The 23,181-nt window shown below is 69.7% G+C and carries 21 protein-coding genes and 2 tRNA genes; 9 read left to right on the forward strand and 14 right to left on the reverse strand.

Features of this window, described 5'->3' with window-relative positions; genetic code table 11:
* The first annotated feature begins 11 nt into the window (after positions 1-11).
* From ehuD to KI385_RS17395, 4 genes are all read left to right on the forward strand, one after another.
* Complete coding sequence (gene ehuD, locus KI385_RS17380; RefSeq protein WP_238577721.1) at positions 12-629, forward strand: ectoine/hydroxyectoine ABC transporter permease subunit EhuD; 618 nt, start codon at positions 12-14, stop codon at positions 627-629.
* Complete coding sequence (ehuA, locus tag KI385_RS17385) at positions 619-1,461, forward strand: ectoine/hydroxyectoine ABC transporter ATP-binding protein EhuA (protein ID WP_238573106.1); 843 nt, start codon at positions 619-621, stop codon at positions 1,459-1,461. Before ehuD ends, ehuA begins: the two co-directional genes overlap by 11 nt.
* 528 nt (positions 1,462-1,989) lie before the next feature.
* On the forward strand, positions 1,990-2,748 hold the full coding sequence (locus KI385_RS17390) for an IclR family transcriptional regulator (RefSeq protein WP_238573107.1): 759 nt from the start codon (positions 1,990-1,992) through the stop codon (positions 2,746-2,748).
* A gap of 62 nt (positions 2,749-2,810) precedes the next feature.
* Positions 2,811-2,884, forward strand: a tRNA-Lys gene (locus tag KI385_RS17395).
* A 78-nt stretch (positions 2,885-2,962) separates the two neighbouring features.
* Here KI385_RS17395 and KI385_RS17400 read toward each other — a convergent pair.
* From KI385_RS17400 to KI385_RS17415, 4 genes are all read right to left on the reverse strand, one after another.
* A complete protein-coding gene (locus KI385_RS17400; protein ID WP_238573108.1) occupies positions 2,963-4,711 on the reverse strand; it encodes an AMP-binding protein in 1,749 nt (582 codons plus the stop codon).
* Between the two features lie 148 nt (positions 4,712-4,859).
* Positions 4,860-5,453 (reverse strand): lytic polysaccharide monooxygenase auxiliary activity family 9 protein, encoded by a 594-nt coding sequence (locus KI385_RS17405; protein ID WP_238573109.1) that lies wholly within the window; start codon positions 5,451-5,453, stop codon positions 4,860-4,862.
* A gap of 263 nt (positions 5,454-5,716) precedes the next feature.
* Positions 5,717-6,886: a hypothetical protein gene (locus tag KI385_RS17410; protein WP_238573110.1), complete on the reverse strand. Its 1,170-nt coding sequence runs from the start codon at positions 6,884-6,886 to the stop codon at positions 5,717-5,719.
* An 83-nt stretch (positions 6,887-6,969) separates the two neighbouring features.
* Positions 6,970-7,389 carry an SsgA family sporulation/cell division regulator gene (locus KI385_RS17415; protein WP_238573111.1) on the reverse strand — a complete coding sequence of 140 codons (420 nt, stop codon included), beginning with the start codon at positions 7,387-7,389 and terminating at the stop codon, positions 6,970-6,972.
* A 459-nt stretch (positions 7,390-7,848) separates the two neighbouring features.
* Between KI385_RS17415 and KI385_RS17420 the strand changes: the two genes are divergently transcribed.
* From KI385_RS17420 to glxA, 3 genes are all read left to right on the forward strand, one after another.
* Positions 7,849-7,922, forward strand: a tRNA-Lys gene (locus KI385_RS17420).
* 893 nt (positions 7,923-8,815) lie between these two features.
* Positions 8,816-10,873, forward strand: a complete 2,058-nt coding sequence (locus tag KI385_RS17425; protein ID WP_238573112.1) for a glycosyltransferase family 2 protein — start codon at positions 8,816-8,818, stop codon at positions 10,871-10,873.
* Positions 10,870-12,825: a radical copper oxidase GlxA gene (gene glxA / locus KI385_RS17430; protein ID WP_238573113.1), complete on the forward strand. Its 1,956-nt coding sequence runs from the start codon at positions 10,870-10,872 to the stop codon at positions 12,823-12,825. Before KI385_RS17425 ends, glxA begins: the two co-directional genes overlap by 4 nt.
* Before the next feature lie 70 nt (positions 12,826-12,895).
* Here the strand turns inward: glxA and KI385_RS17435 are convergent, their stop codons facing one another.
* From KI385_RS17435 to KI385_RS17455, 5 genes are all read right to left on the reverse strand, one after another.
* Complete coding sequence (locus tag KI385_RS17435) at positions 12,896-13,975, reverse strand: glycoside hydrolase family 6 protein (RefSeq protein ID WP_238573114.1); 1,080 nt, start codon at positions 13,973-13,975, stop codon at positions 12,896-12,898.
* 146 nt (positions 13,976-14,121) lie between these two features.
* Positions 14,122-14,970, reverse strand: coding sequence for a class F sortase (locus KI385_RS17440; protein ID WP_238573115.1), 849 nt, complete (start codon positions 14,968-14,970; stop codon positions 14,122-14,124).
* Positions 14,971-14,986: 16 nt separating this feature from the next.
* The gene (locus KI385_RS17445; RefSeq protein WP_238573116.1) at positions 14,987-15,376 is read right to left on the reverse strand and encodes a hypothetical protein; all 390 of its coding nucleotides are present in this window, start codon (positions 15,374-15,376) and stop codon (positions 14,987-14,989) included.
* A 266-nt stretch (positions 15,377-15,642) separates the two neighbouring features.
* Positions 15,643-16,422: an HAD-IIA family hydrolase gene (locus tag KI385_RS17450; RefSeq protein ID WP_238573117.1), complete on the reverse strand. Its 780-nt coding sequence runs from the start codon at positions 16,420-16,422 to the stop codon at positions 15,643-15,645.
* Positions 16,423-16,564: 142 nt separating this feature from the next.
* On the reverse strand, positions 16,565-16,870 hold the full coding sequence (locus tag KI385_RS17455; RefSeq protein WP_238573118.1) for a hypothetical protein: 306 nt from the start codon (positions 16,868-16,870) through the stop codon (positions 16,565-16,567).
* A 60-nt stretch (positions 16,871-16,930) separates the two neighbouring features.
* Between KI385_RS17455 and KI385_RS17460 the strand changes: the two genes are divergently transcribed.
* On the forward strand, positions 16,931-17,470 hold the full coding sequence (locus tag KI385_RS17460) for a UTRA domain-containing protein (RefSeq protein WP_238573119.1): 540 nt from the start codon (positions 16,931-16,933) through the stop codon (positions 17,468-17,470).
* Positions 17,470-18,249, forward strand: a complete 780-nt coding sequence (locus KI385_RS17465) for a GntR family transcriptional regulator (RefSeq protein ID WP_238573120.1) — start codon at positions 17,470-17,472, stop codon at positions 18,247-18,249. Before KI385_RS17460 ends, KI385_RS17465 begins: the two co-directional genes overlap by 1 nt.
* Positions 18,250-18,299: 50 nt before the next feature.
* On the opposite strand, the gene KI385_RS17470 is transcribed toward KI385_RS17465, so the two are convergent.
* The 5 genes from KI385_RS17470 to KI385_RS17490 all read right to left on the reverse strand — a co-directional run bounded on the left by KI385_RS17470 (position 18,300) and on the right by KI385_RS17490 (position 23,135).
* On the reverse strand, positions 18,300-19,373 hold the full coding sequence (locus KI385_RS17470) for a 2-aminoethylphosphonate ABC transporter substrate-binding protein (protein ID WP_238573121.1): 1,074 nt from the start codon (positions 19,371-19,373) through the stop codon (positions 18,300-18,302).
* A 213-nt stretch (positions 19,374-19,586) separates the two neighbouring features.
* Entirely contained in the window at positions 19,587-20,384 is a 798-nt protein-coding gene (locus KI385_RS17475; RefSeq protein ID WP_238573122.1) for an ABC transporter permease, read from the reverse strand.
* Positions 20,371-21,252 carry a 2-aminoethylphosphonate ABC transporter permease subunit gene (locus KI385_RS17480; protein WP_238573123.1) on the reverse strand — a complete coding sequence of 294 codons (882 nt, stop codon included), beginning with the start codon at positions 21,250-21,252 and terminating at the stop codon, positions 20,371-20,373. The genes KI385_RS17475 and KI385_RS17480 overlap by 14 nt, the downstream gene beginning before the upstream one ends.
* Entirely contained in the window at positions 21,245-22,480 is a 1,236-nt protein-coding gene (locus tag KI385_RS17485; RefSeq protein ID WP_238573124.1) for an ABC transporter ATP-binding protein, read from the reverse strand. Before KI385_RS17485 ends, KI385_RS17480 begins: the two co-directional genes overlap by 8 nt.
* Before the next feature lies 1 nt (position 22,481).
* Entirely contained in the window at positions 22,482-23,135 is a 654-nt protein-coding gene (locus tag KI385_RS17490) for a phosphonatase-like hydrolase (RefSeq protein ID WP_238577722.1), read from the reverse strand.
* Positions 23,136-23,181 lie beyond the last annotated feature (46 nt).

Below are 23,181 nucleotides of genomic sequence, written 5' to 3' on the forward strand. Positions count from 1 at the left end.
TCGGCGAGATCATGCCCGACCTCCTCAAAGGGCTGTGGATCACCGTCCAGGCCACGATCTACGGCTCGCTGGTGGCCTTCGCGCTCGGGCTGGTGTGGGCGCTGGCCCTGCGCTCGCCGAGCCGCTGGGTGACCTGGCCGGTCAGCATCGTCGTCGAGTTCATCCGCAACACCCCGCTGCTGGTGCAGCTGTTCTTCCTGTTCTTCGTCCTGCCGGCCTGGGGGCTGACCTTCGCGCCGCTGACCACCGGTGTCATCGGCCTGGGCCTGCACTACTCGACGTACACCGCCGAGGTCTACCGCGCCGGCATCGACGGCGTCCCGCCCGGCCAGTGGGAGGCCGCCACGGCGCTGAGCCTGCCGCGCCGGCGCACCTGGACCGCGGTGATCCTGCCGCAGGCGTTCCGCCGGGTGGTGCCCGCGCTCGGCAACTACGTCATCGCGATGTTCAAGGACACGCCGCTGCTGGCCGGCATCACCGTCGCCGACATGCTCTTCCAGGCGAACAGCATCAGCGCCACCACCTTCGACTACCTGGAGCCGATCACCGTCGTCGGCATCCTCTTCGTGGTCATCTCCTACCCCACCTCTCTCCTTCTGCGAGCTCTGGAGCGTCGCCTTGTCCGCTGACAGCACCCCCTCGAAAGAAACCGCCAACCCCGCGGATGAAAGCACCTCCCGGACGGAGTCCGGGGGAGGCACCGAGCTGATCCGCTTCGACAAGGTCACCAAGCGGTTCGGGTCCAACACGGTCCTCGACTCGCTGGACTTCACCGTCTCCTCGGGCAAGCACGTCACCCTCATCGGCCCGTCCGGATCCGGCAAGACCACGATTCTGCGGCTGCTGATGACGCTGTTGAAGCCGGACGAGGGCACCATCAAGGTCGGCGGCGAGTATCTGATGCACGAGGAGAAGGGCGGCAAGCTCGTACCGGCCGGGGAGAAGCACATCCGCGAGGTCCGCAAGAACATCGGCATGGTGTTCCAGCAGTTCAATCTCTTCCCGAACATGAAGGTGCTGCGGAACATCACCGAGGCCCCGGTGCACGTCCTCGGCCTGGACAAGGACGCCGCCGAGGAGCGCGCCCGCGAACTGCTGGACCTGGTGGGCCTGACCGAACACCTCGACAAGTACCCCACCCAGCTCTCCGGCGGCCAGCAGCAGCGGGTCGCCATCGCCCGGGCGCTGGCGATGCGCCCACAGGTGCTGCTGCTGGACGAGGTGACCTCCGCGCTCGACCCGGAGCTGGTGGCCGGTGTGCTGGACGTGCTGCGGGACATCGCGCACACCACGGACATCACGATGCTGTGCGTCACCCACGAGATGAACTTCGCCCGGGACATCTCCGACGATGTGCTGATGTTCGACGCCGGCCGGGTCATCGAATCCGGTTCCCCGGAGAAGATCTTCACGGACCCGGAGCACGAGCGCACCCGGGAATTCCTGAGTGCGGTGCTGTGAACGCGGTGCGTATCGCGCGGTGAACGGCGCGCGGTAGGCGACGGATTCGGGTGGTGTGCCCCCTTCATCGGGTCGGGGCGCGCCACCCTTTCCCCTTTCCGCACACCGGCACCATGGACCGCCCACGCGGCGCTCATGACACCACCTCATGACCGGGGTGGAACAAGGGAGTTGTCGATCCCGACCGGGTGACCTGCTCCCGATGGACCGCTCACGGAACCGGCCAGGGAAATGGCTGGTTCCGCTCCCTCCAGAGGCGCTCCCCGGGCCCGCGCCGGGATGACCGGGTGTCCTCGGGGGAGCAAAACCCCTGGGTACGCGGCTCCGTGACCTTGGCATATGCCACAGTCTCGAGCCGCAGTACAGAAAACCGAGGCCCACCTCTTTTCGGTCAAGACCCCCTCCATCGAGGGCCGTTGACCGCTATCGTGATAGCAGCCCCGTTGTCCGGGAGCGGTCGCGCATACGTCGGCCGTGCCAACAACGACGGCCACGACGCAAGCGGTAACAACCTGCTAGGGGGACACCGTGGCGCTGAAGCCCGAGCCGACCGCGCCGTTCCATTCGGTGCAGTACGCACTTCGCGTGCTCGAAACGATCTCCCGGCACGCCGGTGGCGTGACCGATGTGCAGATCGCCCGCGAAACCAGCCTGTCCTCTGGTCAGCTCGCCCACATGCTGGCGATGCTCCGGCGCGAGGGCTATGTCGAGCAGGTCTCCGACGGGGCGTATGTCGTCGGCGAATCGCTACTGCTCCTGGGATCCGGTGGCGACCGCGACCGGGCCCTGCGCGAAAAACTGCAACTCACCCTCGACCAGCTGCGCGATTCGGTCGGCGCGGCGGTCTACATCAGCCGGTACATCGACGGCGAGGTCAAGATCCTCCACTACGCCGACGGACCGCTGGCTCCCAAGGTCAACGAGTGGGCCGAATTCCACCGCACGGCACACGCCAGCGCGGTCGGCAAATGCCTGCTCGCACAGCTGGACCACGACGGCCGCAAGGACCACCTCTCCCGCCACAAGACCGCCCGGCTCACCTCCCGGACGATCACCAACGAGAAGGTCCTGTTCCACAAGCTCGACAGCCAGCCGCCCACGGTCCCCGTCCTGGACCTCCAGGAGTACGCCGTCGGCACGGTCTGCGCGGCCGTACCGATCACCGCCGGTTCGACGGTCGGCTGCCTCGCGCTGTCCATGCCGCTCGAACACGCCCATCGCCTGCGCCAGGCCGCCGACGCCCTCAACCGCAAGGCCGCACCGGTGCTGCTGTCACTGGCGATCTGACGTGGTTCCGACCGTGGTCATGAGCACCCCTCTCGACCAGGTAGTATTTCTTTCGTCAGCGCGCGCCGCTAGCTCAGTTGGTTAGAGCAGCTGACTCTTAATCAGCGGGTCCGGGGTTCGAGTCCCTGGCGGCGCACGTATAGAAGTGGGCGTTCTCGGTTCTCCGGGGGCGCCCATTTCGTTGTGTGTCGATCACTCATCGGGATCATGAGGGTCATTGGTCCAGGAGATGGGCACGGCCGTGATCGCGATACAGCGCCAGGAGGGCGACCCGGTCCTCGTCGGTGAACGGGCGGTACCCGCTTCCGGCGGGAGCCGTGCGGGCCGCGGACGTGACCGGCGACCACCAGACCGGCTCCGGGCACCGGAAGCCGGCCCGCCGCAGGGCCACCCGGTGCACCTTGTTCGTGGCGGTCACCGGCAGCGCCGCCACCGTCCGGACGAACCGGGGCGCCATCTTCGTACCGAGATCGGGCTGGGCGGCAAGAAAGGCCGCGAAGTCATCGGGGTCGAACACGGCGCCTTCATGGAGGGCCAGGGCTGCCATGACCTGGTCCCCGGCGACCGGATCGGGCACGGCGTACACGGCGACGCCGGCGGCCGGGGCGTAACGGGCGAGGATGTTCTCGATCATCGCGGCGGCGAGATTCTCGCTGTCGACCCGCAGCCGGTCATCCGTACGCCCGGCGAAGTGGAAGAACCCCTCGGTGTCCCGGAAGAAAAGATCCCCGGTCCAGTACCAGCCCGCGCCGACCCGCCCCTCGGCCCGGCCGCGGGTGCGTGCCGCGGTCGCCTCGGGGTTGCGCCAGTAGCCCTCGAAGGAGCTGCGGCCGCGGTTGACCAGCTCTCCTATCGCCTGCTCCCCGTTCAGCAGCCGGCCGGCCGGGTCGCGGCGGGCGCGCGGCAGCTCGGCGCCGGTCTCCGGGTCGACGACGGCGAGGTCGTCGCCGGGGGCGGGCCGTCCGATGGCGCCGGGCGGGGTGTCCGGCGTGCGCTGGATCGCGGCGCCGCCCTCGGACGAGCCGTACCCCTCGATCAGGCGGACGCCGAACCGTGCGGCGAAGCGGGCGGCGTCCACGGCGCCCGCCTCGGTGCCGAAACCGGTGCGCAGCGGATTGTCCCGGTCGTCGGGGGCGGGCGGGGTCGCGAGCAGATACTGCACGGACCGGCCGACGTAGGTGAAGTACGTGGCCCCGTACCGGCGTACGTCGGGGAGGAAGGCGGAGGCGGAGAAACGGCGGCGCAGCGCGATGGCGGCGCCGCCGGCGAGCGCCGGGGCCCAGCCGGCGATCACGGCGTTGCCGTGGAACATCGGCATACAGAGGTAGTGCACATCGTCCCGCCGCACCCCGAAATACCCGACCAGCGACTGGCCGGCGGCGGCCAGCCTGCCCTGGGAGCAGAGGGCGGCCTTGGGTGCACCGGTGGAGCCGGAGGTGAAGTAGAGCAGCATCCGGGAGTCGGGCGTCGGCGGGCGGGCCGCGGTGGAGCCGGTCACGATCTCGGCGGGCGGCGTGCCCTCGTACGGTGCGAGCAGCTCCTCGTACGCCGGGTCGTCCACGACGAGGACCCGCTCGGGCGGAAGAGGGAGAGCCGGACCGGCCAGCAGCGGCAGGTGGGCGCGTTCGGTGATCAACAGCGCGCAGTCGGTATGGCTGATGTCACGAGCGAGCTCCGGCCCGCGGCGGGTGGGGTTGATCCCGGCCACGGCAGCCCCGGCGAGCGCCGCCGCGCTCAGCCACAGCGGATACTCCGGAACATTGTCGAGCAGCACCCCGACATGCGGCTCCGCTCCCCGTGGCAACAGCTCCCCGAGCAACGCCGCCCGCGCGGCAGCACCGCCCGCAAGCTCATGGTGGGTAAGGACGCGGTCCCCGTACTTCGCACCGATCCGGTGGTCGCCCCATTGTGCGCGTACGAGCTCGGCGATGGTGCCGGCATTGCCGGTGCCGTTGGCTGCCATGGCGCCGGAGGGTAGCTGACGTAGCGTCAGATTCCCAGGGCGAGCCGCCTGCCGGCAGGAAGGGGGCGGAAGACGGGGCCTCCCCGGGGGAAGCGGGGAGGCCCGGTGGGAGGGGTTGCCGACGTCGTCGCCCGGTGGACCGGGGGCGTCAGGAGAGGTCGACGTCCGAGCAGGCGTAGAACGCGTTGCCCGTGTCGGCGATGTTCCAGACGCCCAGGATGATGTGGCGGCCGGACTTCTGGGTGGGAACGGTGCCCTGGTGCTGGACGGTCTCACCCGGTTGCGCCCCGCCCATGGGGACGGTCATGAACGGTTCGGGTTCGAGGTCGGCGCGGGTGAGCGGCTTGCTGGGGTCGTAGCCGTCCTTGGTGATGAAGTATTCGAAGTCCGCGGTGGAGTGACGTGCGGTCAGTCGCCAGGTGAAGGTGTAGCCCTGCCCCGGGGAGAGCTTGGTGCCGGGCCAGTTGCCGCCGCGCGGATCGTCCAGTTCGGCGAAGTTCTCATGTCCGCCGGAACAGATCTTGCCGTCGGCGGGGCCGGCGGCCGGGAAGCCCTTGGGGGCCTCGACGCTCTGCGGTTCGTACTGGATCGCACCGCAGTCCTTGACGGTGCCATTGGCGCAGAGCGCCTGCCGACTGGGGGGTGCGTCGCTGTAGCCGTGGCTGGAGGCGCTGCCCGTCGAGAGCAGGGAGACACCGATGACGCCGAGGCCGATCACGGCAGCGCTGAGCTTTTTGCGCATGCTTGCTCCTGGAGAACGTGGGGGGAGTTCCGTGAGCTGTGTGACGTGAGGTGAGGCGATGTGGTGACTGAGGGGATGTGGTGACTGAGGGGAAGTAGTGAGGCAGGGGAAGTGAAGCGCGGTCTAGACCAACTCGCAGACTAGTGAGAGCTGTTGGTCATGTCCAGACCAATGTCGCGGTCAATGCCGCAGTCGGTGTCGCGGTCAATGTCACGGTCGATGTCGGGCCAAAGGCGAGGTCGATGTCGTCGGGGCCGGGGACGTCAGGCCGCCGCCGGGAGCGGGGTCGTCGTAGGGCGGGCGGCGGTCTGTACGAGGGCGGTGTAGGTGCGGCGGAGGGCGATCAGGGACTCCTGGGCCTCCCGGTAGACGGCGGCGTCCGGGCCGCCACGGTGGGCGAGGGTGCGCACCGGCGCGCAGTGGCGGTCCATCGCGCTGAGCCAGGCCCGGTGTTGCGCCGGGAGGTGGCGTCGTACGAGCTGGCGCCTGCCCTCGCCCGGGCGGCGGCCGCCGATGCCCAGCACCGCGTCGGCGGCCTGGAGTACCGGCGGTTCCAGGGCCCCCTGTTCGGCGAGCGCGCCGAGCACCGCGCGCTGCTGCGGCGTGGCCGGCGCGGCCGCGAGTTCCGCCGCCTCGGCGTGGAGCTGGGCGCGCAGGGCGTGCTGGACGCGGACCAGACGGCGTAGCGCCGTCGGGGTGGAGGAGTCGTCGGGCGAGCGTCCCGCGAGGGTTTCGGCGAGCCGGAAGAGCCAGATCCCGTGCGCCTCCAGCCGGGTCGCGGCCAGCATCAACCGGTCCAGACGGCTGAGCGGTTGGCCCTCCGGCGCCCAGCGAACGATGGGGACGAGTTGTTCGGTGCGGGCGAGTTGGTCGATGGGGATGTGGCGGCGTGGTTTGCGTTCCGGGGCCCAGTTGTGGAGCGCGAGGGTGGGCAGGGCGACGAACTGGTCGTGGTCGATGCGGTGCGCGATGGCCGCCCACAGTTCGAGAAACGCCTCGTCGGCGACCTGACGTGCGGCCGGCGCCTGCGGGTCGAGGCCACACCATCCGCACGAGACCGCGATGACCGCGATACGCATGGCGGCGGCTTCCGCGTTACGGGTGGAGAGGCGGGAGACGCGCTGCCGCAGGGCGGACAACTCCTCGGCGCGATGGGCGCGTTCGACGAGGGCGATGGCGGCCTCGCGGTCGGGCGCGATCGCCGCGGCGCGGGCCATGGCGTCCAGCCGGGTCCAGGTCCCGATCATGGAACGAACGGGCGGCCGCTCGGGCAGAAACCCGTGCGCACGGGGGTCGTGGGGCGCGGGCGCGGCGGGAGAGTCGGCCGCGCCGTCCGGTATGCCGGCACCGGGCGAGGCCGCGGTCGCGGCCATGGCCGCCGTGCCGGTACGGGCTGTGGCCCCGTCCCCTGCGGCGGCCGCGTCCGCACCCATGGCTCTCTCCACGGTCGTAGCCGCATCCTCAGCTGTAGCCCTGGCCGTAGCCGTAGTGGCAGTCGTGATCGTCATGTTCCCCCTCAGCATTTCCCCGCGAGCAACCGGGCCAGATGGGTGTCCATGTCGAGGTAGCGCTCCTCGTGGCCGGGCGGGACGATCGCCGCGGTCTGCTCCAGCCAGGCGGTCAGCTCCGTCGCCCGCACCGACAGCTCGCAGACACTGTCGTCGGTGGACAGCTCGATGTGTACGCGACGCGCTTCGCCCAGCCGGCGGAACGGCCACACCCGTACGTCCCCCTCCCCCGCCTCGTCGTACAGCCCGCACAGCAGCAGTTCGCGAGCGAACAGCCAGGTGGCGACCGTGTGCCCGCGACTGATGAAGGCGACCTCGACCTCGTACGGGCGGTCGCTGCGATAGCTGAACCGACCCGCTACCGGAACCGCTTCGTCCGGCCCGAGGAGGAGCTGCATCTCAAGGGTGCGCTTGGCTGTCGACACCATGACGATCAACCTTTCCGACGGAGGGGCGAGTCCCGGGACCCGGTCCGGGGCGCGCGTCCTGGCAGACGTCGCTGTGGAGGGTGGGGTTGCAAGAGGCGAGGGAGGAGTGACGGACGCCATGGCCGACTCGCTCCTGGCTTGTTCAGTTTTTTCGCTTTGGCGCTCGCCCCTCAGCCTCTCAACCGGTAGGAGATATCGCATGTTGACGGGGCAACTGATGATCTACCGCCACGGACTCGATGAACTCGATCTTCATAGAGCAAACCGGGCGAGCTGCCAGCCGAAGGCCCCAAGATCAAGTGGCTTTTGGCCCATATTGGGAGGGATTCGGGCGAGGCATGGAGATCCGCACCCGAAGCGATCCGGAGTGGCAGGGATCACATGGCCCGAGTGCGTGAGCTGCGCGGTCGCGGGTACAGAGCACGTCCGGAGTTCGTGTAGAGTTCTTCAGGTCAGCGCGCGCCGCTAGCTCAGTTGGTTAGAGCAGCTGACTCTTAATCAGCGGGTCCGGGGTTCGAGTCCCTGGCGGCGCACGTAACACTGAGGCCCCTCGCCATGCGAGGGGCCTCAGTCATTGGGGCGACCAGGCGGCCGGTCCCCCGGGTGGCCGATCCCGCACCGGCCCGCGTCTCGACCCGTGAGGGCAATCGACCGCCCTCACGCCGACGAGCGGTCGGGGTAGTGCGCTTGTTCGATATCGCAAGTCCGAGGGGCGCCGCCGACCTCGACACATAGGGTCAGATGTCGATTGCGGGATGTGACTTTCCCGGCACCCCCGTTCAGCGACAGGGACGCCCTGGCCACCGCCGGGCCCGGCAGCTGCTTGATCACATGGCCGACGTCGGGAATCCGGCCGGTCGGTTGGGCTGCTTCCAGCGCCCTTTCTCAGCCCCTTTCTCAGCCCCCCTTCTCGCACCCTTCTCGGACCCTTCGGCGGACGCCGGGTCGCCCTCGGAGCCCTCTTCGCCGGCCGGGAGCGTGGCGACGAGGTAGCGGACCGTACCGGCCATCGCGTCAAGTGGCGTAGGAAGTTGGTCGGTTCCGGACTGCGCCGGTCGCTCTCGGTCGCGAGTGATGCGCGCTCCGCCATGCACCGTCCCGCATTGCACAGTCTTGTCCGTATCCCCTGTGGTTCCGTCTTGCAATCATGGGGTGGGTTCGGGACCCTGACCTGGGAAGTCGGCCGAAAAGAGGCTGGATCCCAGGATGTTGGAGGCAGGGGGATGTGCCGGTTGGCGTGATGTGGACGCGGGGGACCCGCCGCTTGGCAGGATCGCGGGGCGTTCATCATGCAACCGGAACACGGCCGTCACCGTCTGACGGTGCGGGCGGCCGACACCAGTGAGCCCGAGTCGGTCGAGGGGGACCGAGCACTCGGGCCATCAGCGATCGGCACGCAGTGCGCTGCGTGCGGGGGGATGGACTCATGACGTCGCCGCCTGAGGGCGCTCGGCCGCAGCATCCGTACGATCCGTCCGCCACGGCGCGCCTGCGCGTACCACGCCAGCACTGGCAGCGGCGGACCCAGCGCAAGCCGCTGCCGCGGTACGACTACGAGCATTACAGCCGGCTGGCCGGGCCGCTCACCCAGCCCGACCCGGACAAGCCCTACAAGGTCCGCTACCGCTCGCTGCTCGCCGACGAGCCGCACCGCATCCGGGCGGCGCTGCTGCTCGGCGCGGCGCCGCTGGTGTCGCTGGGGCTGTTGGCGTGGCTGTTGCAGCCCGCCCACTGGACCGAACGCGACTACCCCGCCTTCGACTTCCTGCCGGTGCTGGACACCGTCATGCTGGTCTCGATCGGGCTGATCGAGTTCTTCCGGTGCATGAATGTGCTGTCCAACGCGCACGCCACGCTCGTCGCCCGCGACCCCGTCCCGGTCATACCGGAGAGCGGCACCCGCGTTGCCTTCCTCACCTCCTTCGTCCCCGGCAAGGAACCCCTGGAGATGGTGACGAAGACGCTGGAGGCGGCGGTCAAGGTGCGCCACCGCGGTCTGCTGCACGTCTGGCTGCTGGACGAGGGCGACGACCCCGAGGTCAAGGAGGTCTGCCGACGCCTGGGCGTACACCACTTCAGCCGCAAGGGCGTACCGGAGTGGAACCAGGCCAAGGGACCGCATCGAGCCAAGACCAAGCACGGCAACTACAACGCCTGGCTGCAGGCACACGGCGATGCCTACGACTACTTCGCGTCCGTCGACACCGACCATGTCCCGCTGCCCAACTACCTGGAGCGGATGCTCGGTTTCTTCCGCGATCCGGACGTCGGCTTTGTCATCGGCCCGCAGGTGTACGGGAATTACGACACCTTTGTCACCAAGGCCGCCGAATCGCAGCAATTCCTCTTCCATGCGCTGATCCAGCGGGCCGGTAACCGCTATGGCGCGCCGATGTTCGTCGGCACGTCCAACGCCGTACGTATCAGCGCGCTCAAGCAGATCGGCGGGCTGTACGACTCGATCACCGAGGACATGGCGACCGGGTTTGAAATGCACCGGCACCGCAATCCGCAGACCGGGCGGAAGTGGCGTTCGGTCTATACGCCGGACGTGCTGGCGGTCGGCGAGGGGCCCACGGCCTGGACGGACTTCTTCACCCAGCAGTTGCGCTGGTCGCGCGGGACGTACGAGACGATCCTCAAGCAGTTCTGGAAGGCGCCGTTCACACTGCCGCCGGGCCGGCTGTTCAACTACACCATGATGGTGATCTTCTACCCGATGTCGGCCATGAACTGGATTCTGGCGGCGCTGAGTTGTGCGCTGTTCCTGGGTCTTGGCGCCTCGGGTGTGCAGATCGATCCGGCGGTGTGGATGATGCTCTACGGCAATGCCTCGGCGCTGCAGATCGGCCTGTATGTGTGGAATCGCCGGCACAATGTCTCGCCGCATGAGCCGGAGGGTTCCGGCGGTATTGCCGGCATGGTGATGTCCGCGCTGTCGGCGCCGATTTACGCCCGGTCGCTGTTCGATGCCGTATTGCGCCGGAAGAGCAAGTTCGTGGTCACGCCGAAGGGCGACTCCTCCAGCCCGGACACGCTCTTCGGAACGTTCCGGGTGCACCTGTTCTTCCTGCTGATTTTCGGGGGCTCGCTGGGTGCCTCGTTCGTCCTGGGACACAGCCATCCGGCGATGATCACCTGGGCCGCGCTGGCGCTGCTGGTCACCGCCGCACCGATCATCGCCTGGCGGATGACCGTACGCGGTGAGAAGCGGAAGCGGAGGGCGGCGGCCGGTGCGGCGAGTGCGGCCGAGCGGGCGGATGACGGCCCGCCGGGGGGCGAGGGTCCCGCGGTCGCAGCCGGTGGCCAGGCCCCCGCCACGGCCGGTGACCAGCCCGCCACCACGGCCACCGATGAGCCCTCCACCACGGCCGCAGACCGGCCGGCCACCACGGCCGCTGATCAACCGGCCACCCCGGCCGCCGACCAGCCGGCCACCGCCGAAGAGACCCTGCAGATCGCCCTTGGGGGACGTCACACATGAAGTACCGTCCGAGCCGTCGCACCCGCCGAGTGGCGATAGCGACGGCGGTGGTGCTTGCGCTGGCCGGGATGAACGGGCCGGCTCTCTACGGCTTCGCCTCGGAGAAGTACCACCAGTACAAGATCAACAAGCCCGAGTACAAGGCGGCGAACGGTCACTGGGATGTCGTCGACGTCCCGGACAAGTACCGCATCAACACCATTCACGCGGCCCTGCTGCACACCGGGAAGGTGCTGCTGGTCGCCGGCTCGGGCAACAACGCCGCGAACTTCCGGGCCAAGTCGTTCCGTACGGTCCTGTGGGACCCGGAGAAGAACACCTTCAAGAACATCGACACCCCCAAGGACCTCTTCTGCTCCGGGCACACCCAGCTCCCGGACGGCAAGCTCCTGGTGGCCGGCGGCACCCAGCGCTACGAGAAGCTGGGCGGCGATGTGAAGAAGGCCGGCGGCCTCATGATCCTCTACAACGAGGATCCGGACGCGCCCAGGACGTTCCCGGCCGGCACGCTCTTCACGGGCAAGCAGAACGGCAAGACCTTCGCCTCCAAGGACCCGGTCGTGGTGCCGCGGGCGAAGAAGACCAAGGACCCGGCGACCGGCAAGGTCACCGTGGTCCACAGCGAGGCCCGGGTCTATGTCGAGGCGCTCAAGGAGGGCCGCGACTACTCCACGGGTGCCCAGGACAACTACCGCATCCACGGCCTGACCGGCGCGGATGCCCGTAACTTCTACGGCATCGCACAGAAGCTGTCCTTCGACAAGAAGGACTTCCAGGGGATCAAGGACACCTTCGAGTTCGACCCGGTGGCCGAGCGCTACGTTCCCGTCGACCCGATGAACGAGGCCCGCTGGTATCCGACGCTGACCACACTGCAGGACGGCAAGGTCCTGTCCGTCTCCGGGCTGGACGAGATCGGACAGGTCGTCCCCGGCAAACAGGAGGTCTACGACCCGAAGACGAAGAAGTGGAGCTATCTGCCGAAGCAGCGCTTCTTCCCCACCTATCCGGCGCTCTTCCTCACCGACCAGGGCCGGATCTTCTACACCGGCTCCAACGCCGGCTACGGCCCGGACAACATCGGCCGCACCCCCGGCATCTGGGACCTGAAGTCCAACAAGTTCCAGGTCGTGCCCGGGATGAGCGATCCGAAGATCCTGGAGACGTCGATGTCGGTGCTGCTGCCGCCCGCCCAGGATCAGCGGTACATGGTGCTGGGCGGGGGCGGGGTCGGCGAGGACCCGAGGGCCACGGACAAGACCCGGATCGTTGATCTGCACGTCCCCTCACCACGCTTCAAGGACGGGCCGCCGCTGTATGCGAAGGCCCGCTACCCGAGCAGCGTGATCATGCCGGACGACACGGTGCTGACCACGAACGGCTCCGGTGACTACCGCGGACGCAGCGACTCCAACGTCCTCAAGGCGGAGCTGTACGACCCGAAGGCCAACACCGCCCGGCAGGTGGCCGATCCGCTGGTGGGCCGCAACTACCACTCCGGTGCGCTGCTGCTGCCGGACGGCCGGGTGATGACCTTCGGCTCCGACTCCCTCTACGCCGACAAGGACAACACCAAGCCGGGCGTCTTCCAGCAGCAGATCGACCTCTACACGCCGCCGTACCTCTTCCGGAAGTCGCGTCCCGAGCTGACCGGCCCGGGTTCCAGGACGATCCCGCTCGGCGGCAGCGCGGCATACAGCTCCCCGCAGGCCTCCGCGATCAAGAAGATGCGGCTGATCCGCCCCGGCTCCTTCACCCATGTCACCAATATCGAACAGCGGTCGATCGCGCTGGACTTCACGGTGACGAAGGGCGGAGACGGCGTGACGGTCACCCTGCCCAAGGATCCGTCGCTGGTGCCGCCGGGGTGGTACATGCTGAACGCGGTGGACGGGGCGGGCACCCCGTCGAAGGCGGTGTGGGTGAAGGTGCCGGCGGAGCGGGGTCAGTGATCCCAAAGACACGCCCCGGCCTTCGGCCGTGACGGCACCCTGATGGTGGGTGCCGTCACGGCAGGGCCGGCTATTTCGCGTTACGGGCCAGCTCAAGGGCGTACTTGGGCCACCAGTCCCCCGCTTTCGGGCCGCCCTTGCAGGTGCCGTCCGATTCCCCCGGGCGTTTGATCCAGAGGTAGTCATCTATCAGGGGGTCGCCGGTCTTGGCCGTCGGTGGGGTGCCCAGGGCGCGGCCGGCCGGATTGCACCAGTTCTCCGGGTCGTCGCCGCCGGGGGCCGGCCCGTTGCCGTTACGGCTGGTGTCGATGACGAAGTGCTTTCCGCCGACGAGGGCGGACAGCTGCTTGCCGTACTTCGTGTTCTCCTGCGTCGTCTGGTAGTTGGAGATGTTCAGCGCGAAGCCGTCGGCCCGGTCGATGCCGGCCCGCTGGAGCGGTTCGACCATCCGGCCCGCGTCCTTGATCCAGTGCGGATTGCCGGCGTCCAGATAGACCTTGGTGTGCGGCAGCGCCTTGAGCTTGCCGACCGCCTCCTTCAGCAGGGCGTAGCGCTCCTCGTGGAACTGCTGCGGGGTGCACTTGTCCGCGATGTGCGGCAGGGCGTCGGGCTCCAGGATGACGGTGGTGGCGCGGTCGCCGATGCCCTTGACCACACCGTCCAGCCAGGCCCGGTACGCATTGCCGTCGGCGGCGCCGCCCTGGGAGTAGCTGCCGCAGTCGCGGTGCGGGATGTTGTAGAGGACGAGCAGCGCCTCACGGTCGGCCTTGGCGGCCGCTTCGGTGAAGCCCTGGGCCTGCCCCTGCGGGTCGTCGACGCCTATCCATTCGGCGACCGGCTGCGCCGCGATCTTGTTGACCAGGCGGGCGTCGCCTGCCTGGTCGTCCTCGCCGTATGTGGAGACCTGGCGGGCCGCCTTGCTGTCCGGGTTGACCCAGAACGGAGTGACGGACTTGGGGCGTTGGCCCGGCTTGGCCGGGATGCTGTCGTCGTTGCTGTCGGACGAGGAGCAACCGGCGAGCAGCAGCAGGGCCAGCGCCCCCACCGCCACTCTCGCCGATACCGCACCGGCATGCGCGGGGCGCCGCCGTCCGTCGCGGGACCCGCCCGGCGGCCCGCTCCCCGTCGTCCACGGCAGGTTGCCGTACATCCACTCCCCCCTCGGAGCATGGAACACAGCCGGCAGGAGACCACCGGCCGCATCCATCGTGGCACACCGCCCGCCTGCCGCGGCCGGCCTGTGGATAAGCCGTCCACAGGCTGCCGAGGCGCTTGACGCATGGCCGTCGTGGCGACTCAGCCGTGCCCTGTGCGGCCCGACGGCCCCGGGGGCGCGGCAGCCTGATAGCTCGTCAGGTACGCGGAGATCACGACCACGGTGCCGTCACCGCCGCGCCCTTCGCGGCCGCGGCTGCCGCTCTCGCTGATCAACCGGAGTTCGGAACGGCCGGGCTCACGGGCGGCGTAGGCCTTGCGGGCGTCGAAATGCGCGCGGTCGTGGAGCTGTACGTCCTCGATGACGAAGCGGACCGTGCTGCCGTCGGAGCGCTGGATCTCCACCCGCTGCCCCGGCTTGATGCCGGCCAGAGAGTGGAAGACGGCCCGTTGGGCGGGCCTGCCGACGTCGGCGTCAGCGCCGGCGGCGGTTGTGGGGGCTGCGGGGGCTGCCAGCAGCGCCGCGCCCGCCTCCCCCGGCCGCGGACCGCCGCCGTACCAGCCGACGAGGCCCGGGGAGGTGTCCGAGGAGCTGTCCGGGGAGGTTTCCGGGGAGGTTTCCGGCGACGGGGTCAGGGTGCCGTTCTCGTCGAGGCCTCGTTCGACGATGGCGGCCGCCCGTACGCCGAGGGCGTCGATGCTGATCCGGCTGGGCTTGACGGCGGCGGAGGCGGGCACCGGGGCGTGCGCGTGCGGGGGCCCGTGACGGCCCAACGGGCGGCCGACGGCGGCGACATCACCGGTCGTGGCGAGCTGTGCGGCCATCCCGCCCGGCAGATCGCGGCCCCACAGCCACAGTCCCAGCAGCAGTAGCGCCCAGGCCACGCCGGCCAGCAGGCGCCCGGGGGCGGGGCCGGTACCGGTTCTCGTCGCGGCGGGTGTGCTGTGTGAGCTGCGTGTGGCGAGTGTGCCGGCTTCGGCCGGTGCCATGGCCCGGCCCTCCTCCTCAGCTCTCATCGACGTCGCCCTGCCGCTCGCGGCGCAGCCGCAGCCGGAGCCGCAGCAGCTGTCCCGCGATGACCAGGACGGTGCCGCCGGCCAGCACCAGTCCGACGGCCGAGGTACTGCTCAGCTCACGGCGCGGGCCGGCTTCGGTGGCCGGACCGGGGCGACCGTGCGGCGGCACGGCACTGGGCACGGCTCGCGGCACGGCATTGGGCCCCGCACTCGGCACAGCCCCCGTGCCCGCGCTGCCGGACGCGGCGGCCACGGCCGGGGTGACGGAGACCGTTCCGGTGCCGGTCCCGGCGCCGCGCGCATCCCCGCCGTACGCGGGCGCCGTCGTCACCGCGCACGCCGCGACCGCGGCACAGAAAGCAAGTTGCGGTGAGCGCATGGTGAACCTCCGATAACTCCGAAGGTCCGCCCGCGCGAGCCCGGCCGCATCCGGTGCGGTCCGAGACTGCGCCGTTCGGGTGGGGCCCGGGCTCCTGGAGGTCCGCGACGCGGGGACGCGGCCACCCCGGAGCCACGGACCGGAGAGCTACCCCGGACTCACACCAGACCCCGGGCTCATGCCAGGCTCCGGGCCCACACCGGCCCCCGGGCCCACACCGGCCCCCGGGCTCACATCAGACCCCGGACTCACACCACGCCCCGGACTCACACCAGGTCGATGAGGTCCGCGATGGAGTCCACCACACGGGAGGGCCGGAACGGGTGCCGGTCGACCTCCTCGGGGCGGGTCAGCCCGGTCAGCACGAGGAAGGTCTCCATGCCCGCCTCCAGGCCGGCCAGCACATCGGTGTCCATCCGGTCACCGATCATCGCGGAGGTCTCGGAGTGGGCGCCGATGACATTCAGCCCGTGCCGCATCATCAGCGGATTGGGCTTGCCGACGAAGTACGGCTCGACGCCCGTGGCCTTGGTGATCAGCGCGGCCACCGACCCGGTGGCGGGCAGCGCACCCTGCGGCGAGGGGCCGGTCTCGTCGGGGTTGGTCGCGATGAACCGGGCCCCGTCGTTGATCAGCCGGATCGCCTTCGTCAGCGCCTCGAAGCTGTAGGTGCGGGTCTCGCCGAGAACGACATAGTCCGGGGCGTGGTCGGTCAGCACATAGCCGATGTCGTGCAGGGCGGTGGTCAGGCCCGCCTCCCCGATGACGTACGCGGTGCCGCCCGGCCGCTGCTCCTCCAGGAACTTCGCGGTGGCCAGCGCGGACGTCCAGATCGACTGCCAGGGCACGTCCAGCCCGATCCGGCTCAGCCGGGCGTGCAGGTCGCGCGGGGTGTAGATGGAGTTGTTGGTCAGCACAAGAAAAGGCTTGCCCGATTCGCGCAGCCGCTTGATGAAGGCCTCCGCCCCAGGAACCGGAACGCCCTCGTGCATCAGGACGCCGTCCATGTCGGTGAGCCATGACTCGATCGGCTTGCGCTCTGCCACTGCCGGACTCCTGCCGTGCGTGATGACCAGGGGCGCCGACCGCCTCGGACACGCATCGTGGGTCACGCGAGTGACCCACGCGTCGTACGTACGGTCGACGTCCCCCAGCGTAAGTCAGCCCAGGGTGACGTGACCCCGACGATCACTTCTGATCTTCCGCGGCCACAGCACGCCCCGCACCCCGGCTCTCGGCGATCCGCAGGACGTCGCGCAGTGCCTCGGTCAGCCGCTCACCGAGGAAACGCAGCTCGCCGTTCGACACCCGGCGGTCGTTGAGCATCTCTCGGGCGTGGCCGAGTAAGTCGGCCCCCATTCCGAGCTGCGCCGCCTCCATCTCGTCGACCAGACGCGATACGGGGCCGCTTCCGTCACCTAAGACGTAGCAGCGTTTGCCTTCAGGGCCTGACCACGGCAGAAGCCGGGCGTGCTGTGGATGCTGCAGGGACATGGTGGACCTCCGCCTCGTTCCGGCAAGGTTGGTGGAATAACCGTCACCTCGGAGGGCACCGTGAGCAGTGTCGAATGGATCAGCACGTCAGTGCCGTACCTGACTCCACGGGAGAAAGGACAGCCCGACGCCTGGAGTGCCGAGGCCGCAGCCGAAGGGCGCCGGGGCAGCCAGCGCATCGTGCAGGCGGGGGAAGTGGCCGCACCCGCCGAGATCGTGGAGGCGCTGGGCTTGAAGCAGGGGGACGGTGTCGTCGTACGCCGACGCATCATGTACCTCGACGGACGACCCTGCGAGTTGACGGACACCTACTACCCACTGGCCATCGCCCGCGGCACCCGTCTCGCCGGGACGGCGAAGATCCCGGGAGGGGCGATCACGCTGCTCGCCGAACTCGGGTATACCGGGGTCCGGGCCCGCGAGGACGTGAGCGCACGATTGCCCAACAGCGAGGAAGCCGAGTCCCTGGAGGCCGAATTGACGCAGCCGGTCATGCAGCTGCTCCGGCTCACGTTCGATGCTCAGGACCGGCCGATCCAGGTGGACAAGATGGTCATGCCCGCCCAGCTTCAGCAACTGCGCTACACCGTCAGGATCTGATGACCGTGCCGAACGACGAGACCGACACCTTCGACAGCCGCTCACTGCACGAGCGGATCGCCGCCGATCTGCGTGACGAGATCATGAATGGCGACCTCGCGCCCGGCGCCAAAGTACCGTCCACAGCCCAGCTCACAGCGAGGTTCAGCGCCTCGAACGCAACTGTTCAAAAGGCCCTGCGGCTCCTGAAGGACGAACGCTTGGTCATCGGACGCCCGGGAGCATCGGTCTCCGTACGTGAACGCCGCCAGCGGACCATGCGGCCCGCCTCGTACATGGCCCCGGCCACCGCCGGCGATCGCTATCGATGGCTCACAGAAGCCGAGACGCACGGCAGCCATGCGCGCAGCAAGCTGCTCCGGGTAGCGGAAGTCGCTCCACCGGCCGATGTGTCCGCGCTACTGAAGCTCCCAGAGGGTGGCACAGCACTGCTCCGTCACCAGCTTCTCCTGATCGACGACGATCCGGTAGAACTCGTGAGCTCCTACTACCCGATAGAGATAGCGCGCGGCACAGCGATCACGAAGCGCCAGAAGATCAAGGGTGGTACCCCGGTCCTCCTCGCTGAGCTGGGATACCCGCCCCGGCTCAGCGTGGACCGGGTCTCGGCCCGGGTGCCCACCCAGGAGCAGTTCACAGCGCTGCGGCTGCCGGGCGATCTGCCCGTGCTGCGCACCCTCCGCGTCGTCTACAGCGACCACGAACGGCCCATCGAGGTCACAGCGATGGTCAAGGCAGGACACCTCTACGAGGTGCAGTACGAGTTCACCGGCGAGTGAGTCCCGTGCCCGCCCGGGAAGGCGGGCACGGCTCACCAGCGAACAGCGGCTCAGCCCCCCGTAGCCGCCCTCCACGCATCGACATAGGTGTCCAGGTTCTCGTCGATGTCGTTCCAGTCCGGGTGGAAGATGTCGACGCCGTTCATGATCTTGGCGAGTTCGGTGGCGTGGGGGTCGGTGGGCTTGACGTCCTTGCGGGAGGTGAAGCCGCCGCCGACGGAGGAGACCTGGCGCTGGACGGGGGTGGAGAGGAGGTGGTCGAGGAACTTCTTGGCGTTGGCGCTGTGCGGGGCGTTCTTGACCAGGCCGGCGGCGTAGGGGAGCGCGAAGGTGGTGGGCTTGGCGCCGGGCTCGGCGGCGGGGAAGAAGATGCCCTGGTTCGGCATGGACTTCATGTTGGCGTAGTTCATCTGGACATCGCCGTTGGCGACCAGGAGTTCGCCCTTGTCGGTCTTGGGGGCGAGCTGGCCGGTGGAGGAGGACGGGCCGACGTTGTTGGCCTGGAGCTTCTTGAGGAAGTTCATGGCCGGGCCCTGGCCGCCGAAGTCGTGCAGGGCCTTGATGAGGACGGCGGTGCCGTCGCCGGCGACACCCGGCGTGGAGTACTGGAGCTTGTTCTTGTACGTGGCGTCCAGCAGGTCCTGCCAGGTGGCGGGGGCCTGCTTCAGCTCCTTCTTGTTGTAGATGAAGCAGAAATAGTTGTTGACGATCGAGGTCCACCTGCCGGCCGGGTCCTTGTCCGCGGCCGCGACCTGGTCGGAGCCCTTGGGGCGGTAGGTGTCCAGCAGGCCCTTGCCGTCGGCCTGCTGGATGAACGGCGGAAGGGTGACGATCACATCCGCCTTGGTGTTGGCGCGCTCGCGGACCAGCCGCTGGACGGCCGCGCCCGAGCCCGACTCGACGTAGTTGACCTTGATGCCGGTCTTCTTCTCGAAGTCCTTGAAGACCGTGTCGTAAAAGCCGTCGCCCTTCTCGCTCTTGAGGCCGTCGGCGCTGTAGACGGTGATCTCCTTGGCGTTGGGGTCGGCGGTGGAGGCGCCGCCGCAGGCGGTGAGCGTGGCGCCGAGGGTGAGGGCGCCACAGCAGGCGGCGAGCGGCTTGAGGAGGGGGCGGGAGGGTGACATGGCGCGGTAACTCCTAAGGGCGGCAAGGGCGTTGGGCTAGGGCCTGTCTTCAAAGTCCCGTCGTTCGCCCGTAGGGCGGGCCTCGCGGCGTCTGGTGCGTGCGATCGCAAGGCGGAGGGTCGTCCCGGTACTGGGTGTACCGGGATGATCCCGACAACGCGGTGAGCGTGCGTGCCAGGCGCCGCGAGGCAGACGGGACTTTGAAGACAGGCCCTAGCGGTAGGAGGCTTTGGTGCGGATGCGGGAGACGCCGAGGAGGACGAGCAGGGTGGTGGCCATCAGGGCCACGGCCAGTGCGGCGCCCGCGAAGAGGGAGCCGCGGTCGGTGGCGGCGAAGATCTGGACGGGGAGGGGCATCCAGTCGGGGGGATAGAGCATCATCGTGGCGCTCAGTTCGCCCATGGAGAGGGCGAAGCAGAGGCCGGCGGCCGCGGTGAGGGACGGCAGCAGCAGGGGGAGTTTGACCCGCCACAGGACGTAGGCGGGGCGGGCGCCGAGGCCGGCCGCGCTCTGTTCGTACGCCGGGTCGAGACGGGCCAGTGCGGCCGTCACGGACTGGTGGGCGAAGGCGGTGACCAGCACGGTGTGGGCGGTGATCACGATCTGTGGGGTGCCGTTGAGCAGGACGGGCGGCCGGGAGAAGGCCACGAGGAGGGAGAGGCCGACGACCACGGAGGGGACGGCCACGGGGAGGAGGAAGAGGCCGTCGAGGAGACGGCGGGTGCGACGGCCGAGTTTTTCGGCGGCGAGGGCGGCCCAGGTGCCGGCGGTGAGCGCGGCGATGCTCGCCGTCAGTGCGGTCAGGACGCTGGTGAGCAGGGCGTTCAGCGCATCGCCCTGCGCGATGTCCCGATAGTGCGCCAGGGTCGCGCCGGAGGGCAGTGCTCCGCTCCAGCTGCTCGCGAAGGACGCGGCGACGATCACCAGCAGGGGCAGTGCGAAGACGGGGACGAAGAGAAGGAAGAAGAGGGTGTGGACGGCCCGGCGGGCGGGCTTGCTATGCACCAGCACGGTGTGGCGCACCTCCTGTGCGCGAGCCGGCGCCGCCGCCCGTACGGGACATCACGGTCCGGTAGAGGGCGTAGAGCGCGACGGACAGGGCGATGTTGACGACGGCGACGACGCAGGCTCCGGTGTAGTCACCGTCGAGAATCGCCTTGGTGTAGACGAGCATCGGGAGCGTGACGACGTCCTTGGCGCCGGTGAACAGGACGATGCCGAACTCGTTGAGACAGAGGACGAGGACCAGCGCGCCGCCCGCCGCGAGTGAGGGCAGCGCCTCCGGCAGGATCACCTTCCCTGCGATCCGCCACGGCCGGGCGCCCAGCGATGCGGCGGCCTCCACCTGCCCGGTCTCCACCTGCGAGAAGGCGGCGAGCAGCGGTCGCATCACGAACGGGGTGAAGTAGGTGACCTCGGCCAGCAGTACGCCCCAGGGAGTGTGCAGGAAGTCCAGCGGGCCGTGGGCGGCGCCCGTCACATCCGTCCACAGGCCGTTGGCCATGCCGACCGTGCCGTAGAGGAAGAGCAGGGCGAGGGTGATCAGGAAGGAGGGGAAGGCGAGGAAGATGTCGATGAAGCGGGTGAGCGCCTTGCCTCCGGGGAACGGGACGAAGGCGATCACGAGGGAGAGCGCCAGGCCCAGCAGGAGTGCGCCGACGGTCGCTCCTACGGCGATCAGCACGGTGGTGGTGAGGGCGTCGCGAAAGGACGCCTCGGCGAAGACCTGGGTGTAGGGGGCGGTGGAGTGGCCGCCGCCCTCGGGGGTGACGGACTGCCACACCACCAGGGTCAGGGGGTAGAGGAAGACCAGGGCGAGGGCGGCGACGGGCGGGAGGGCCCAGAGGGCCTTGGTGCGGCCCGGTTCCGTGTCAGGCATCCGGTGCCCCGTCCGCGGCAAGCCCCGCCGGGGACGCGGCCAGCCCCGCCGGGGACTCGGCCAGCCCCGCCGGGGACTCCGCGAGCCCCGCCGGGATGAGGACCGCGTCCTCGGGGGCGAAGTGCAGCGTGACCTCGTCGCCGAGCGCCGGGGTTTCGCGCAGTTCGCGGACATCGGCCATGACCCGGTGGCCGTCGACCGCCACGTACAGACGGTGGGTCGAGCCGCGCCACTGCACCTCGGTGATCCTGCCGCGCAGCGTGTTGCCGTCCGCCTGCGGACTCTCACCCAGGCCGATGAGATGCGGGCGTACGCACAGGGTTGCGGTGGCGCCCTCGGCCACGTCGTCGCCGACCGGCACGGTCAGCCTCCGGCCGGCGAAGTCGACACCGTCACCGCTGCCGTCGCCGTCGCCGCCCCGGCGCACCGTCACCGGCAGCAGATTCGCCGTACCGACGAAGGAGGCGGTGAACTCGGTGCGCGGGCGCCGGTAGAGCTGCTGCGGGGTGCCGCAGTCGCGCAGCCGGGCCGCCTCCAGCACCGCGATCCGGTCGGCCAGGGTCAGCGCCTCGATCTGGTCATGGGTGACGTAGAGGATCGATACGTCGGGCAACTCGCGGTGCAGCCGGGCGAGTTCGGCGAGCATGCCGGAGCGCAGCTGGGCATCGAGCGCGGACAGCGGTTCGTCCAGCAGCAGCACCCCGGGGCGGATGGCGAGCGCCCGGGCGATGGCGACCCGCTGCTGCTGGCCGCCGGACAGCTCCCGGGGGTGCCGCCCGGCGTAGGCGGCCATCCCGGTCATCTCCAGCGCCTCGGCGACCCGGCCGGGGATCTCGGCGCGCGGCGTCTTCTGCGCCTTGAGGCCGAAGGCGACGTTCTCGGCGACCTTCATGTGCGGGAACAGCGCGTACTGCTGGACGACCATGCCGATGCCCCGTTTGTAGGGCGGCAGCCCGGTCACGTCCCGGCCGCCGATCAGCACCCGCCCAAAGACCGGCCGGACGAACCCGGCGACCGCCCGCAGCGCGGTGGTCTTGCCGGAGCCGGACGGGCCGAGCAGCGCCATCACCTCACCCGGCTCGACGGTCAGGTCGAAGGAGTCCAGAACGGTGTGCTCGCCGCGCTTCCCGTAGGCGACGGACACATTGTCGAAGCGGATGCCCGACGCGGGGGCCTTCGCGTCGGGGGCGACGGCCCGGGCGGGCGCCGCGGCGGCCGGGACGGTCATCTCACACCACTCCCAGCAGCGCGGGCAGTTCGGCGACCGAACCCAGGACATGGGTGGCGCCGGCGGACTCCAGCTGCTCCCTGTCGTGTGCGCCGGTGAGCACACCGGCGACGACCGAGGCGCCGGCCCGCCGCCCGGAGAGCATGTCGTACGAGGTGTCACCGGCCACCGCGATCCGCCGGACGGAGTCGGTGGCGTGGGTGCGCAGCAGCGCGGTGAGGACCATGTCGGGGTAGGGGCGGCCGCGGCCGCCCGCGTCGGCCGGGCAGAGGGTGAGCGGGACCAGGTCCTGCCAGCCGAGTGCGTCGAGGATGGCGTCCTGGGTGACCCGGGCGAAGCCGGTGGACAGCACGACGGTGCGGCCGGCCGCCCGCAGCGCCTCGATCGCCTCGCGGGCGCCGGGGACGGGCGCGATCCTGCCGCCGTCGACCAGCTCCCCGTACGCCGTCTCGAAGGCGGTGTTGGCGCGCCGGGCGGCGCTCTCGTCGCCGAAGAGGTGGCGGAAGACGGAGATCTTGGACTCGCCCATGGTGGCGCGTACATAGCCGAGCTTCTCGGCGTGGTCGGCGCTGCCCGGTTCGACGCCCAGGTGGCGGGCGGCGGCGTCGAAGGCCTGCTCCACCAGGCCGCCGTCGGCGACGGTGGTGCCGGCCATGTCGAGGACGACCAGTTCGATCGCGGTGTTGTCGGCGTTGTCGGTG

The organism is Streptomyces inhibens, from assembly GCF_022221585.1.
In the GTDB taxonomy this organism is placed as follows: domain Bacteria; phylum Actinomycetota; class Actinomycetes; order Streptomycetales; family Streptomycetaceae; genus Streptomyces; species Streptomyces inhibens.